We start from the raw sequence: 14,462 nt of genomic DNA, 5'->3' as shown, positions 1-14,462 counted from the left end.
GGGAACGCTTTCAGATCAGTGGGGTCGGCCGCAAGGGCCTTTCGAAGTAGTCGCCGAGCGCTTCGAGCGCCTTCGGCTCGAGGATGCGCAGCCAGCCATTGTCGAACTGGTGCAGGCCGAGGTGCTGAAGTCGCCGCAGGGTCTTGTTGGTGTGGACAAGGGACAGGCCGATCGCATCGGCAATGTGCTGCTGGTTGAAGGGAAACTCGACCCAGCCGTCGCGCTCGAGGCCGGCCCGCTGGGCGCGGCGATACAGATGCATGAGCAGCATCGCGATGCGCTCCGTGGCATTGCGCCGGCCCGCGGTCACGAGATTGTCGTCGACCATCTTTTCTTCGCGGGCGGCGAGCCAGGTGATGTCGTAGCCGAGCCGTGGCTGGCTGTTGAACAAGGGCCAAAGCTTATCGCGCGGAAACACGCACAGCGTGGCCATCGTTGCCGCCTCCACGCCGTGCGTCTGGCCATCCGCGAACTCGTCCTGCACGCCGATGAAATCGCCGGGCAACAGGAAGCTGAGGATCTGCCGCCGGCCGTCGCTCAGCGTCTTGAAGCGGAATGCCCAACCCGAGTACAGCGTGAAGAGCTGCGGGCTCGCGTGGAACTCCTCGACGATGGGACGACCCGCCTGCACCATGCGCTCGCCGTGGCGGAACGACTGAATCGCAAGGAGTTCCTCGGCCGACACCGGCGTGAATGCGGGACTGGCACGCAGCCCGCACGACTCGCACGGGTGGGTGCACTGCGGTGGGTAGACGGGGGCGGCGTAGTCCTCGAGTTTCACCGGCGCACTATAGGCCGCGAACCCGGGCTCGCGCGCGGCACTGTGTCTTTTCACATTTTCGGACCGTGCATTGCTCCCTAGACTCCCGGACCTCATGCCCCACGCGAATCCGGACCTTCACGAAATCCTCTATTGCAGCAACCTCGCCACGGGCCTGTCGCCCGCAGTGGTCGGCACCATCGTCGCGCATGCGCGCGTGCGCAATGCGCAACGCGGCGTCACGGGCTTGCTGGTGTTCGATGGTTATCGCTTCTGCCACCACTTCGAGGGGCCGCGCGACACCACCGTGCGGCTCATGGACCGCATCAGCGACGACCCGCGCCACACGGACGTGCGCGTGGTCTACGAAGGCCCACTCGAGCAGCGGCGCTATCCGCGCTTCGAGATGGGTCTGGCCGATGCGGATCTGAATTTCCCGGACCTGGAAGGGCTCGACGGCAACGAAGCACTCGCGCGCTTCCTGCAGCTGCGACCCGGCTACGACGTTTCCTGACCCCCGGGGCCGCGCCGCGCGGTGGCCGCAGTAGAAAGATTCACACCTTCTAGGCGACGTCCCAGGTGTAGGTCGCGCCGTAGCCGTCCCACGGCTCCATCACGAGGCGCTCACCGGCAGCGACGCGCAGCGACTCGCCGGGCGCCAGCACGATGTCTTCGCTGGCATGTGCGCCGTTGGCGTCGAGCGTGACCCAGACGCGGCCCTGGCGAATGCGCATGATGCTGTTCGATGAGGCCTTCAGGCTGATCGCCTGGCCGGGGTCGATCTGCCACGCACCGCGACGCGTCGCGGCCGGCACGGTGGCCGGGCGAGCGGGCAACGATACGGACGGGGACGAGGTGCAGACTGCGGTGGACATGGTGGACTCCTGGATGGTTGCCGGATTTCGCAAAATCGCGAATCCGGAATGAATGATCCGTCTTGCCCCGTTGGCAGTCCAATGAATACGAGATAGGCTACTGATTCCGTTTTCGCATCAATCACCGTGCAATATTCCCAGACCCACCTGCGCTCCCGGCCGATCTCGGCGGGTCATTTGCGCGCCTTCGAGGCGGTCGCCCGGCACCTCAACTTCCGCGCGGCGGCCGAGGAGATGGCGCTCACCCAATCGGCCGTCAGCCGGCAGATCCAGTCGCTCGAGGAGGAAGTCGGCGTCGGGCTGTTCCTGCGCCACACGCGCGCGGTCGAGCTCACCAGTGCCGGCGCGCAACTATTGCTCGCCGTGCAGCAGTCGCTGCCGCGCATCGACGGTGCGGTGCGGCAGATCCGGCAGAGCGCGGGACGCAAGAGCGTGTCGCTCACCACCTTTGCCTCGTTCGCGTCGATGTGGCTGATCCCGCGGCTCGAAGCCTTCCAGCGCGACAACCCCGACATCGACATTCGCATCGACGCCAGCGACGTGGCCATGGACCTGGAGATGGCCGACGTCGACATCGCGTTGCGCTACGGCCCGGCCAGCACGATGCCGCCGGGCGCAGTGCGCCTGTTCGGCGAGACGCTCACGCCCGTGGCCAGCCCCTGGCTCATCAAGAGCAGCCCGCCCATCCGGAAGCCGGCCGACATCGTGAGCTTCACGCTCATCGAGGCCGGCGACGCGCACCGCTCGCACCTTGAATGGCTGACCTGGCGCCGCTGGTTCGAAACCGCAGGCCTCACGCGCGCGCAGCCGCCACGCTGGCTCTACTTCAACTATGCCTACCAGATGGTGCAGGCGGCCTTGACCGGACAGGGCCTGGTGCTGGCGCGCAGTTCCCTCATCGCCGAGAGCCTGGCCAACGGCGACCTCGTGGAAGTGCTGCCGCAACACCGCATGGATTCACCGATGGCCTACTGGCTGCTGGTCGGCCCGCGCAGCGCGCAGCGCCCGGAGATCAAGGCCTTCCGCGACTGGCTGCAGACGCAGGCCGCCGTCACGCGCGAGACCATCGGCGAGGTACCGGACCCGGACACGGTCGACTTCATCGATTGAAGAGGCCCGTTGCGCGGAGAACTTGCTCAAGGCCTCCAGTGACCCTCCTCGGGCCGGGTTGTATCGCTGCGCCCGCAGCCAGACAATCAGCCCACAAATCAAGGAGGAGACATGACGATTTCGAACCCGCCGTCGGCACCCACGCGCCGCCATTGCCTCGCCCTCGCGGTAGGCGCCGCCGCCACGCTGGTGCTTCCCACGGCGCACGCCCAAGCCTACCCATCCAGGCCCATTCGCATCGTGGTGCCCTACCCGCCAGGCGGTGCGACCGACAACATCGCCCGCATCGTCGGGGACAAGCTCGGCGCCCGTCTCGGGCAGCCCGCGATCATCGACAACAAGGGCGGCGCGGGCGGCATCGTCGGCACCGATGCCGTGGCCAAGGCGGCGCCTGACGGCCACACCCTGCTGGTGGCACTCACCACGTCGATGCTGACCAATCAGTTCCTCTATGAAAACCTGCCCTACAACCCGCAACGCGACCTGGCGCTGATCTCGCAGATCGCGGTGGCGCCGGTGACGCTGGCGGTGCATCCCTCGGTGCCCGCGAGCACCATGCCGGAACTGCTGAAGTACATCGCGGCCAACAAGGGCAAGCTTTCATACGGCTCCTGGGGCAATGGTTCCTATGCGCACATGGCGGGCGCGCACATGAGCCAGGCGACGGGCGCCGACATGGCCCATGCCGCCTACAAGGGCGAGGCCGCCATGATCCAGGACCTGATCGGCGGGCAGATCCAGATGGCCTTTGCCAGCGCGCTCAACTCGAAGCCGCATGCCGACGCGGGCAAGCTCAAGCTGATCGGCGTGACCGGCGCCAAGCGGATGGCGATCCTGCCCGACACGCCGACCATCCTGGAGCAAGGGCTGCAGGACGAGGTCTACCAGATCGTGGGCTTCATCGGCATGGCGGCGCCTGCGAAAACGCCGCGCGAGATCGTGCAGCGCCTGTCGAGCGAGGTCCAGGCCATGTTCGAAGCGCCCGACATCGTGCAGCGCGTGGCCAGCATGGGCTTTACCGTCTCCGCCGGCACGCCCGAGGCCTTTGCCGCGTCCTACAAGCGCGACATGCCGGTATGGGGGCGCATGGTCAAGGCTTCGGGGGCGAGGCTGGACTGACGCTCCAATGCGGACATCCAGATCCGGACGCAGAGGACGCGAAGGTTCCGCATTCACCGACGGCGCGTCAGCCCACCGGCCAGACCACGCCGTTGTCGTTGAGGATGGCGTCCAGCGGGACGTCGTGCTCCTCGGGTTCGAAATCGTCCAGGAAGCCCTGGGTGAAGCCGAGTCCCACGGTGAAGGGCTTCGGCTGCAGCGTCGCCAGCGTGCGGTCGTAGAAGCCGCCGCCGTAGCCGAGCCGGTAACCGCCCGCGCTGTAGCCGAGGCAGGGCACGAACAGCAGCGTGGGCACGATCAACATCGTGTCCTTGGGCTTGGGGATGTCGAAGGCATCGTGCTCCATCGGGCAGCCGGGATACCAGGAATGAAAGGTCAGCGTCTTGTGCTGCCGGTTCATCACCGGCAGGCCGATCTGCCGCGGTTGCGGCGCGCCTTGCAATTCGCCGTCTTCCTTCCAGCGGTGCAGCGCCGGAAGCGGGTCGAACTCGCCCTTGATCGGCCAGTAGGCGCCAATCACCGTGTCGGGCCGGCCGACCAGCCAGATGCGCATCACGCGCTGCAGCAGGTCGGCGCGCTCCTGCCGGTCGGGCAGCGCAAGACGTTGCTCGATCAGTGCATTGCGCAGCTGACGCTTGAGAAAACTGGCGGTGGCCGAGGTGTCGGCGCCGTTTGACTTGTCCATAATCCCCCGATGCAGTTCCGAAGCATTTTGGCACCCACGAGTACCTTCCTCTCCATTCTTGTTCTGGCTGCAACGACCCTGTCGCCGCCAGCCCTCGCGCAAAGCAACCAGAACGACGACGTGCTGCTGCAGATGAAGCAGGCGTCCCAGCGGGGCGACAAGGCCCGGCTGTCCGCACTGCTGCCGCAGGCGCGCGGCCACATCCTCGAACCCTGGGCTGCCTACTGGGAGCTGAAGGCCCGCCTGCAGGAAGCCAGTCCGCAGGAAGTGCAGGACTTTTTAACGCGCTACGCCGGCACTTATCAGGAAGACCGGCTGCGCAACGACTGGTTGCTGCTGCTCGGCCAGCGCCGCGACTGGGACGCCTTCGCCAGCATGCACGACGCCTACCGCATGCGCGACGACGGACAGGTGCGCTGCTATGCCGTGCTGGTCGACATGCTGCGCAGCGGCAATCCCACCGCCGCGCAGGCTGACGAAGTGCGGCGCACCTGGTTCGCACAAAAGGAAAACGACGACGGCTGCCTGACCGCCGCGGACCGCCTGGTATCGGCCCGCATGCTCTCGCCCAACGAAGCCTGGAAGAAGGCTCGGCTTGCCATCGAGGCCAACCGCCCGGGCGCCGCGCGCGGCGCCGTGCTCATCGCCTCGCCCGATGCCGTGCCGCAGTTCGACGAGATGAACGCCGGCGCGGCCAAATACCTCATCAAGAGCGGCCCGGTGGCGGGCAAGGCGCGCCGGGAGATCGTGGTGCTGGCGCTGATCCGCATCGCGGTGGCAGATCCCGACCAGGCCGCCGCGCTGCTGGACGACCGGTGGAGCACCCTGCTCTCGCCCGAGGAGCGCAACTGGCTCTGGGGCATCATCGGCAAGCAGGCCGCGAGCAAGCTCTCGCCGCAGGCGATGGGCTACTACGGCAACGTGACGAAGAACGGCGACCTCAACGACGACATGCTCGGCTGGAAGACCCGTGCCGCATTGCGCATGGGCAACTGGAAGGAAGTCCAGGCCGCCACCGCCGCCATGAGCCCGGAGGCGCAGCAGGACCCCACATGGACCTACTGGCGCGCCCGTTCGCTGCAGGCCATCGGCGGCGACGATCGCCGCGCCGAGGCCCGACGCCTGTACGAGACCATCGCCGGCTCGCGCGGGTTCTACGAAATGCTGGCGCTGGAGGAGCTCGGACAGCGCACCAGCATGCCGACCCGGCCCGCACCACTCACCGTCGACGAAAAGCGCACTGCCGCTGGCAATCCGTCGCTGAATCGCGCGCTCTACGCCATCTCGATGGGCCTGCGCCCCGAGGGCACGCGCGAATGGAACTACGCCACCAACCTGCACGACAAGGGCGGCATGGACGACCGGGCGCTGCTGGCCGCGGCCGACCTCGCCTGCCAGCGCGAGCTCTGGGACCGCTGCATCAACACCAGCGAGCGCACCAAGGGCGTGATCGATGCCGAGCAGCGCTTTCCGATGCCCTTCCACGACACCGTGCTGCGCAAGAGCGCCGACATCGGGCTCGATCCGGCCTACGTCTACGGCCTGATCCGCCAGGAGAGCCGCTTCATCATGGATGCGCGCTCCGGCGTCGGCGCCTCGGGCCTGATGCAGGTGATGCCGGCCACGGCAAAGTGGACCGCCAGCAAGATCGGCCTGGCCGGCTTCACGCCGAACCAGATCAACGACCGCGAGACCAACATCGTCATCGGCACCAGCTACCTGAAGCTTGCGCTCGACGACTTCGACGGCTCGATGCCGCTGGCCGCGGCGGCCTACAACGCCGGCCCGGGACGTCCGCGCAGTTGGCGCAACGGGCCGGTGATGGAAGCGGCGATCTGGGCCGAGAACGTGCCCTTTGCCGAAACCCGCGACTACGTCAAGAAGGTGCTGGCCAACACCACCAACTATGCGGCCATCATCACGGGCAAGCCGCAGTCGCTGAAGGCGCGGCTGGGCAGCATCGGGCCGCGCGATGCGGCGATAGCCGAACCCAACAAGGACCTCCCCTGACGAAGGTGTGAATATTTCTACTGCGGACGCCGATCTCGGGCCTGCGGTGTTGGCTCTGGCGTAGCAAGCGTTTCGCGCAGTTGCCAGCCTCTGCAGCAACTTCGTTGTCGCCGCACGAGAGTGCGGCTGCGCTGCGCGAGACGACCTCCGGCGGCGCCCTCGCTACGAAATCTTCACACCCTCTGAGCCTCTGCACAGGTAGTGTCGACGGGCGCCTGACACGCCCAGTTCCTACAGCCGACCGACTGCGCGCTGGCTAGAGTCGTGGGTCCATGGCCGCATCGCACTGGACCACCATCACCGACACCGTCGCGGCCGAGTTCTCGGACGTACCGGACCTCGCGCAACTCACGCGCATCGCCGTGCGGCTGCTGCTCGCCGCGCTGCTCGGCTTCGTGCTGGGCTTCGAGCGCGAGGAGAAGGGCAAGGCGGCGGGCGTGCGCACGCACATGCTGGTGGCGATCGGCTCGGCGCTGTTCGTGCTGGTTCCGCTCCAGACGGGCATGGAGCCTTCCGACATCAGCCGCGTGATCCAGGGACTGGTGGCTGGCGTGGGCTTCCTCTGTGCGGGCACGATCCTCAAGCCGGGCAAGGACGAGCAGCAGGTGCAGGGCCTGACCACTGCCGCGGGGCTCTGGATGACGGCGGCCATCGGCATGGCCTGTGGTCTCGGCCGGGAGACGACCGCTGTGACGAGCGCCCTGCTCGCGCTGGCGGTGCTGGCGTTGGTGCCGCATGTCGTGAGCCTGATGGAGCGCGCGCGCGGCGTGCCCCGCGACAAGGACGGCGATCCGCACGACCACCCCCACGACATGCGCGGCCCCTGACGCAACGCGCATCAATCGAGCCGCATTTCGTCATCAACGCAGTCGCGACGAGACGCTAGCATCGCGGGCTCTCCTGCAAATCACCAAAGGTCCAAGCCATGCGCCAGCTGTACGTGGGCAACAAGAACTATTCGTCATGGTCGATGCGGCCGTGGGTGCTGATGAAGCAGGCCGGCATCCCGTTCGACGAGGTGGCGGTGAAGTTCGACTCCTTCGGTGAGGACTCCGCCTTCAAGCGCACCATGCTCCCGCTCAACCCAAATGGCCTGGTGCCGGTGCTGGTCGACGACGGACTGGCCATCTGGGACACGCTGGCCATCGCCGAGTACCTGGCCGAGACCTGCCCCGAGGCCCAGCTCTGGCCGGCCGACCGAAAGCAGCGCGCCCGCGCGCGCAGCATCTGCGCCGAGATGCACGCCGGCTTCGGCGCGCTGCGTTCGGCCTGCGTCATGAACATCGAGGCCGACCTGGCGCAGCAAGGGGCCCTGATCTGGCGCGACAACGCCGGCGTGCGCGACGACGTGGCGCGCATCGTCTCGATGTGGAGCGAACTGCTGGCCGACCATGCGGCCAGCCATGCCGACGGCATGCTGTTCGGCCGCTTCAGCATCGCCGACGCGTACTACGCGCCGGTGGTGATGCGGCTGACGCGCTATGCCCTGCCGGTGCCGGCGGATATCGCGGCCTACCTGAAGCGCGTGGAGGCGTTGCCGGGCGTCAAGGCCTGGATCGACGCCGCGCTGGCCGAGCACCACTTCGTCGCGTTCGACGAGCCCTACCGCCTGAAACGCTGAGGCCGCGCGCCGACCGTCAGAACCTGTAGGTCACGGCCACGTACGGCACGATCGGGTTCAGCGTCAGCTTGGCCTGGCTCGTGGCCACGGGGAAGCCGGCGACGGTCGTGGTCGTGAGCTTGGCGGTGGTCTTCATCGGGATGTAGGAGACCGATGCCGACAGGCCCCAGTGCGGGTCGAACTGCCAGGCCACGCCCGCGTTGGCCACCGGTGCGAAAGTGCCGTCGAGCTTGGCCGTGGTCACCGTCGCGCCGGCCGGCGCGTGCGGCAGCTTGCCCATGGCGCCCTGCAGGCTGGGCGTGAGGTTCACGTTGGAGTACCAGACGTAGGTCGCGCCCAGGCCGACGTAAGGTCGGAACTTCGCCTCGCCATCGTTGAAGTAGTACTTGCCGAGGATCGTCGGGCTCCATTGGCGGGCTTCGCCGATCTGGCCGACCGATTCCAGGGTGCCGGTGCCGTAGAGCTTGAACTTGGGCGGCACGCCGAGCACGCCCTCGACGGCCCAGTGGCTGTCGAGGAAATACATCGCGTTCAGGCCCAGCGTGTCCGAATCGCTCACGCGCGCACCGGAGCCCGGCACGGCCATTTGTACCGGCGAGGTCAGGGTCAAGGGTTGGCTTGAATCCTGGGGCGACAGGTGCAGCCAGCCGGCGCCGACGACCCAGTCGCCGGCCTTTTGCGCCATGGCGCTGCCCGATGCGAGCCCGGCCAGGACGGCGAGCGCGCGCAATGCTTGTTTGTTCATGGGGATCCTCCTTTGGATTTCGATGTTGTCGTGAGCCCCAGGGCCGGGCGTTGCCCGGCTTCCTCCCCGAGGGAGATCAAGTCGAGATCGCAAAATGATTCGACCTGGGAGAGCCCAAAAAGTTGGCCCCGTATTGGTGCCAGAACGAGCCAGATTGTCTCAAATTGCAAACAACCCACCCCTACACTCGGTCGGATGACATCTGGTATGCGGACCTATCTCGTGGGCGGTGCGCTGCGCGACCGGCTGCTCGGCCTGCCGGTCTCCGATCGCGACTGGCTGGTGGTCGGCGCCACGCCCGAGCAGATGGCGGCGCGCGGCTACCTGCCGGTGGGCCGCGACTTCCCCGTCTTCCTGCATCCGGTGACGCGCGAAGAGCACGCGCTGGCCCGCACCGAACGCAAGAGCGCGCCGGGCTACCGCGGCTTCACCATCCATGCCTCGCCCGAGGTCACCATCGAGGAAGATCTCGCACGGCGCGACCTGACGATCAATGCGATCGCCCTGCCTGCCGAACTGGCCGATACGCCGACTACGGACGCGAACGCACTGGTCGACCCTTTCCACGGCCAGCGCGACCTGCGCGACAAGGTACTGCGGCATGTCACCGACGCGTTCCGCGAAGACCCTGTACGCATCCTGCGCGTGGCGCGCTTTGCCGCACGTTTCCACGATTTCAGCGTCGCGCCCGAGACGATGGACCTGATGCGCGGCATGGTCGAGGCCGGCGAGGTCGACGCGCTGGTGCCGGAGCGCGTATGGCAGGAACTCGCGCGCGGGCTGATGGAGGCAGTGCCGTCGCGGATGTTCAGCGTGTTGCAGGAATGCGGCGCGATGCAGAGGCTGCTGCCCGAAGTCGACACGCGCGCCGAGCGGCTTCGTCATGTCGACAGCGCGGCGCGGCTGCAGGCGCCGTTGCCGGTTCGCTTTGGCTGCCTCACATGGGGACTGCCGACGCCGTCGGTGCTCGGTGTCTGCGAGCGCCTGCGCGCACCGACCGATGAACGCGACCTGGCGCTGCTGTTCGCGCGCGAAGGTTCTGCCGTAGGGGCAAGCACGGCATTGGGCGCCACGGACATCGTCGTCCTTCTCGAACGCTGCGACGCCATTCGCAAGCCGGCGCGTCTTGCGCAACTCCTGCAGGCCTGCGAATGCTGCGAAGTCGGCGATGCGATCGCGGCCGGCCAGCGCCTGCGCGTGGCGCTGTCAGCGGCGCAGGCCGTCGCCACGGATGTCATTGCTCGCGAGGCGCAGATGGCCGGGGAGTCGGGCCCGAAGATCGGTGCTGCGATCCGGCGTGCACGCATTGCGGCGGTGGCGCAGGCGCTCGACTGACCCGGACTCGCGCGCCGCTTGGCGCAGGCGGTGGGCCGTGCCACGCCGGGTTCGCACCGTGCCCTCGACGTGGCGCACCGCGCACGGCATTCAAGGGAGACGCGCATGAAGCTTGGGCCGCCGTCCGCCGCGGCGCAGTCCAGCAAATCCCGCGGCCGACTCCTGGGCCCTTTTCCGATCGCGGCTTTAACCGACGCGCGAAATCCCATCGCGCTGTTATCGTGCCCGGTTGATGACCGCTCCCCCCCAACTCACCCCTGACGCGGCCCTGTTCCTCGACTTCGACGGCACGCTGGTCGCGCTCGCCGAGACGCCCGAGGCGATCGAGGTGCCGCCCGAACTGGTTGCGCTGCTGGGCGACCTGCACAAGCTCTGCGGCGGCGCGCTGGCCGTGGTGTCGGGCCGGCAGATCGACGTGATCGACCGCTTCCTGGCGCCGCTGCGCCTGCCGGCCGCGGGTGAGCACGGCGTGCAGCGCCGCGACGCGACCGGCCGCATGCAGGAGCACAAGCCGCCGGACCTGGAGGCGGTGCTCGACGTGGCCAACAAGCTGGCCGGCGCGCATCCCGGCCTGCTGGTCGAGCGCAAGCATGCAGCCGTGGCGCTGCACTACCGCATGGCGCCCGATCTCGAAGCCGTCTGCCGCGACGCGATGTGGGCCATCATTGCCCATCAACCGCAACTGGAAATGCTGCACGGCAAGTTCGTTTTCGAGGTGAAGCTGGCCGGCATCAACAAGGGCGTGGCCATCAATGCCTTCTTGCAAGAGCCGCCCTTCGCCGGCCGCGTGCCGGTGTTCGCCGGCGACGACACCACCGACGAGAGCGGCTTCGCCGTGGTGCAGCCTCGCGGCGGCATTGCGATCAAGGTGGGCGGCGGGCCGAGCCTGGCGACCCACCGGCTCGAATCGACGCGCGCGGTGTTCGAGTGGCTGCTCCAGGCGCGCGACCTTCTCGCCGCAGCGCCGGGATCGCCCAGGGCCGCACCCGAAGCGGACGCATGAGCCGCCTCGTCGTCATTTCCAACCGGGTGGCCGACCCGCGCAAGCCCGCGGCCGGCGGGCTGGCCGTGGCGCTGGGCGAGTCGCTCCAGCAAAGTGGCGGACTCTGGTTCGGCTGGAGCGGCACGGTCGTCGAGGGCGGCCCCTCGGGTGAAGGCGACCTGCACCGCCAGCAAGCCGGCAAGGTCACGCTGGCCACCATCGACCTGAGCCGCGAGGACCACGACAGCTACTACCTCGGCTACAGCAACGACGTGCTGTGGCCGGTGTTCCACAACCGGCTCGACCTGGCGCATTTCGACGCCGGCTTCATCGGCGGCTACCGTCGCGTGAACCAGTTGTTCGCGCGCAAGCTGATGCCGCTGCTCAAGCCCGACGACATCCTCTGGATCCACGACTACCACCTCATTCCGCTGGCGGCCGAACTGCGCGCGATGGGTTGTCGCCAGCGCATCGGCTTCTTCCTGCACATTCCGCTGCCGCCGCAGATCATCATGGCGGCCATCCCGCAGCACGAGTGGCTGATGCGCTCGCTGTTCGCCTACGACCTGATCGGGCTGCAATCGCACCAGGACCAGGAGCACTTCGAACGCTATGTGCTGAACGAGGCGCACGGCGCCGCGCTGCCGGGCGATGTGTACCAGGGCTACGGGCAATCGGTGCGGTGCAGCGCCTTTCCGATCGGCATCGACGTGGACGAGTTCATGGAGCTCACGCATGCCAGGGACGCGCAGGAGATGTGCCAGACGATGCGGCGCGAGTACTCGCAGCGGCGCCTGATGATCGGCATCGACCGGCTCGACTATTCCAAGGGCATCCCGCACCGGGTGCGGGCGTTTCGCGAACTGCTGGCGCACTACCCCGAGAACCGGCGCAGCGCCACACTGATCCAGATCGCCTCGCCCACGCGCGAGAACGTCGATGCCTACGGCGACATCCGGCGCGAACTGGAATCCTTGTGCGGCGCCATCAACGGCGACTACGGCGAGCTCGACTGGATGCCGGTGCGCTACATCCACCGCATGGTGGCGCGCAAGCGTGTGCCGGGGCTGTGCCGCGCGGCGGCGGTGGGCCTGGTGACGCCGCTGCGCGACGGCATGAACCTGGTCGCCAAGGAATACGTGGCCGCGCAGGACCCGGCCGACCCGGGCGTGCTGGTGCTGTCGCGCTTCGCGGGTGCCGCCGAGCAGATGAAGGAAGCCCTGCTGGTCAACCCCTACGACATCCACGGGACGGCCGAGGTCATGCAGCAGGCGCTGCAAATGCCGCTGGAGGAACGGCGGCACCGGCACCAGAAGCTGCTGCAGCGCATCCGCGAATACGACGTGCACTGGTGGCGCAAGGCGTTCCTCACGGCATTGGCCGGGACCACGCAGGTCACGGATTGAGCGGGCTTCGGCCTTCCGGGTCGAGGTGCGGCGTCAGCACCTCAGCGAGCCATCCCATCAGCGCCTGCACACGCTTCGAGAGATTGCGCCGGTTCGGATAGACCAGCGACACCGGCATCGGCTCGGCGGTGAACCCCGGCATCACCTCCACGAGCAAGCCCGCGGCCAGGGCAGCCGCAGCGCCCAGGCGCGGCGCCTGGATCAGGCCCAGGCCGGCAAGGCATGCGGCCTGGTACGCATCGGTGTGATTGACGGTGACCACGCCCTGCATCTCCAGCAGGCGGTAGCGTTCGCCATCGTGGTACTCCCAGCCGGCCGCGGCGCCGCCGAGCGTGGGCGCCCAGCGCACGACCCGGTGGTGCGCGAGGTCTTCGAGCGTGTGCGGCGTGCCGAACTGCGCGATGTAGGCCGGGCTCGCGCAGTTGACCTGCACCAGCTGCCCGAGTCGCCGCGCAACGAGCCCCGAGTCCTGCAGGTGCCCGACGCGCAACACGCAGTCGAAGCCTTCGTGCACGACGTCGACACGGCGGTCGGTGGTACTCAGTTCGATTTCGAGCTGCGGGTGGGCCGCCAGGAATTCCGGCAGGCGCGGGATGACGATGGTGCGCGCCATGGCGGTCGGCAGGTCGACGCGTAGGCGGCCGCGCAGGCTGCTCGGCGCTTGCTGGAACAGCGTGCGCAGTTCCTCCGCATCGGCCAGCAGCGCCTTGGCGCGCTCGAGGAACTGCTCGCCGTCGGGCGTCATGCGAACACTGCGCGTGGTCCGGTGCAGCAGGCGGGTGCCGAGCTGCGCCTCCAGCTGCTGCACGCTGGCGGAAACGCGCGATTTCGGCAGCCCGAGCCGATCGGCGGCGCGCGTGAAACTGCCGAGTTCGGCGACTTGCACGAAGGTCTGCAACAGGGCGAGGTCCAATGGATTGTTCTTTTTGAGAGAACGATGAAGTCAGTTCAGACGAGTTTATCGCCTGATTGTTCCATCCTAAAGTTCACCCATCCCATCAACTTCCACAAGGACTCCGACATGACCACCCCGATCGCACTCATCACCGGCGCCAGCCGCGGCCTCGGCAAAAGCACCGCCCTCAACCTCGCGCAGCAGGGCAGCGACCTGATCCTCACCTACCGCAGCGGCGCCGCGGAAGCGCAGGAGGTCGTGCGGCAGGTCGAGGCGCTGGGCCGCCGCGCCGTGGCCCTGCAACTCGACGTGGCCGACAGCGCCGGCTTCGACGCTTTCGTCGTCGCGGTGAAGGGCGCGCTCGCCACGACCTGGCAGCGCGACCGCTTCGACCACCTCGTCAACAACGCCGGCACCGGCCTCGAAGCGAGCTTCGCGAACACCACGGAAGCGCAGTTCGACGAGATGATGAACATCCACCTCAAGGGGCCGTTCTTCCTCACCCAGAAGCTGCTGCCGCTGATCGCCGACGGCGGGCGCATCGTCAACGTGTCGAGCGGGCTTGCGCGCTTCAGCTTTCCGGGCAAAGCCGCGTATGCGTCGATGAAGGGCGGCATCGAGGTGCTGACGCGCTACCTGGCGAAGGAACTCGGCCCGCGCGGCATCGCGGTCAACGTGGTGGCGCCCGGCGCCATCGAGACGGACTTCAGCGGCGGCGTGGTGCGCGACAACGCTCAGGTGAACGCCGTGGTCGCCGCCCAGACCGCGCTCGGCCGGGCCGGCCTGCCGGACGACATCGGCGGCGCGATCTCGATGCTTCTGCAGCCCGGCAACCGCTGGATCACCGGCCAGCGCATCGAGGCGTCGGGCGGCATGTTCCTCTGAGGTCGAGCCCACCCCCGAAAGCGCCTGCGGCGCG

At 67.9% G+C, this 14,462-nt stretch carries 15 protein-coding genes; 10 read left to right on the top strand and 5 right to left on the bottom strand.

The window, feature by feature from the left end:
- Positions 1–10: 10 nt before the first annotated feature.
- Positions 11–712 (bottom strand): Crp/Fnr family transcriptional regulator, encoded by a 702-nt coding sequence (locus HB681_RS01790; RefSeq protein ID WP_256734804.1) that lies wholly within the window; start codon positions 710–712, stop codon positions 11–13.
- Between the two features lie 163 nt (positions 713–875).
- On the opposite strand from HB681_RS01790, the gene HB681_RS01785 reads away from it, so the two are divergent.
- Positions 876–1,274 (top strand): BLUF domain-containing protein, encoded by a 399-nt coding sequence (locus HB681_RS01785; protein ID WP_213953023.1) that lies wholly within the window; start codon positions 876–878, stop codon positions 1,272–1,274.
- Positions 1,275–1,323: 49 nt separating this feature from the next.
- Here the strand turns inward: HB681_RS01785 and HB681_RS01780 are convergent, their stop codons facing one another.
- Positions 1,324–1,635: a DUF2917 domain-containing protein gene (locus HB681_RS01780; RefSeq protein ID WP_213953022.1), complete on the bottom strand. Its 312-nt coding sequence runs from the start codon at positions 1,633–1,635 to the stop codon at positions 1,324–1,326.
- 126 nt (positions 1,636–1,761) lie between these two features.
- On the opposite strand from HB681_RS01780, the gene HB681_RS01775 reads away from it, so the two are divergent.
- Positions 1,762–2,745, top strand: coding sequence for a LysR substrate-binding domain-containing protein (locus HB681_RS01775; protein ID WP_213953021.1), 984 nt, complete (start codon positions 1,762–1,764; stop codon positions 2,743–2,745).
- Between the two features lie 111 nt (positions 2,746–2,856).
- A complete protein-coding gene (locus HB681_RS01770) occupies positions 2,857–3,864 on the top strand; it encodes a tripartite tricarboxylate transporter substrate binding protein (protein ID WP_213953020.1) in 1,008 nt (335 codons plus the stop codon).
- A 67-nt stretch (positions 3,865–3,931) separates the two neighbouring features.
- On the opposite strand, the gene HB681_RS01765 is transcribed toward HB681_RS01770, so the two are convergent.
- Complete coding sequence (locus tag HB681_RS01765; protein WP_213953019.1) at positions 3,932–4,549, bottom strand: 5-formyltetrahydrofolate cyclo-ligase; 618 nt, start codon at positions 4,547–4,549, stop codon at positions 3,932–3,934.
- 9 nt (positions 4,550–4,558) lie between these two features.
- On the opposite strand from HB681_RS01765, the gene HB681_RS01760 reads away from it, so the two are divergent.
- From HB681_RS01760 to HB681_RS01750, 3 genes are all read left to right on the top strand, one after another.
- Positions 4,559–6,559, top strand: coding sequence for a lytic transglycosylase domain-containing protein (locus HB681_RS01760; RefSeq protein ID WP_213953018.1), 2,001 nt, complete (start codon positions 4,559–4,561; stop codon positions 6,557–6,559).
- A 272-nt stretch (positions 6,560–6,831) separates the two neighbouring features.
- On the top strand, positions 6,832–7,386 hold the full coding sequence (locus HB681_RS01755) for an MgtC/SapB family protein (RefSeq protein WP_213953017.1): 555 nt from the start codon (positions 6,832–6,834) through the stop codon (positions 7,384–7,386).
- A 98-nt stretch (positions 7,387–7,484) separates the two neighbouring features.
- Entirely contained in the window at positions 7,485–8,180 is a 696-nt protein-coding gene (locus tag HB681_RS01750; protein ID WP_213953016.1) for a glutathione S-transferase family protein, read from the top strand.
- Positions 8,181–8,196: 16 nt separating this feature from the next.
- Here HB681_RS01750 and HB681_RS01745 read toward each other — a convergent pair whose 3' ends face one another.
- Entirely contained in the window at positions 8,197–8,925 is a 729-nt protein-coding gene (locus HB681_RS01745; RefSeq protein WP_213953015.1) for an OmpW family outer membrane protein, read from the bottom strand.
- A gap of 207 nt (positions 8,926–9,132) precedes the next feature.
- Here HB681_RS01745 and HB681_RS01740 point away from each other — a divergent pair, with 207 nt between their 5' ends.
- The 3 genes from HB681_RS01740 to otsA all read left to right on the top strand — a co-directional run bounded on the left by HB681_RS01740 (position 9,133) and on the right by otsA (position 12,648).
- Complete coding sequence (locus HB681_RS01740) at positions 9,133–10,260, top strand: multifunctional CCA tRNA nucleotidyl transferase/2'3'-cyclic phosphodiesterase/2'nucleotidase/phosphatase (protein WP_213953014.1); 1,128 nt, start codon at positions 9,133–9,135, stop codon at positions 10,258–10,260.
- A gap of 232 nt (positions 10,261–10,492) precedes the next feature.
- Complete coding sequence (gene otsB / locus HB681_RS01735; protein WP_213953013.1) at positions 10,493–11,263, top strand: trehalose-phosphatase; 771 nt, start codon at positions 10,493–10,495, stop codon at positions 11,261–11,263.
- Complete coding sequence (gene otsA / locus HB681_RS01730; protein WP_213953012.1) at positions 11,260–12,648, top strand: alpha,alpha-trehalose-phosphate synthase (UDP-forming); 1,389 nt, start codon at positions 11,260–11,262, stop codon at positions 12,646–12,648. Before otsB ends, otsA begins: the two co-directional genes overlap by 4 nt.
- Here otsA and HB681_RS01725 read toward each other — a convergent pair.
- Positions 12,638–13,561 (bottom strand): LysR family transcriptional regulator, encoded by a 924-nt coding sequence (locus HB681_RS01725; protein WP_213953011.1) that lies wholly within the window; start codon positions 13,559–13,561, stop codon positions 12,638–12,640. The genes otsA and HB681_RS01725 overlap by 11 nt on opposite strands.
- 108 nt (positions 13,562–13,669) lie before the next feature.
- Here HB681_RS01725 and HB681_RS01720 point away from each other — a divergent pair, with 108 nt between their 5' ends.
- Complete coding sequence (locus HB681_RS01720; protein ID WP_213953010.1) at positions 13,670–14,428, top strand: SDR family oxidoreductase; 759 nt, start codon at positions 13,670–13,672, stop codon at positions 14,426–14,428.
- Positions 14,429–14,462: the final 34 nt, after the last annotated feature.

Source organism: Variovorax sp. dw_954 (genome assembly GCF_018449755.1).
In the GTDB taxonomy this organism is placed as follows: Bacteria; Pseudomonadota; Gammaproteobacteria; order Burkholderiales; family Burkholderiaceae_C; genus Variovorax.
This window is presented reverse-complemented; position numbering and strand designations above follow the sequence as displayed.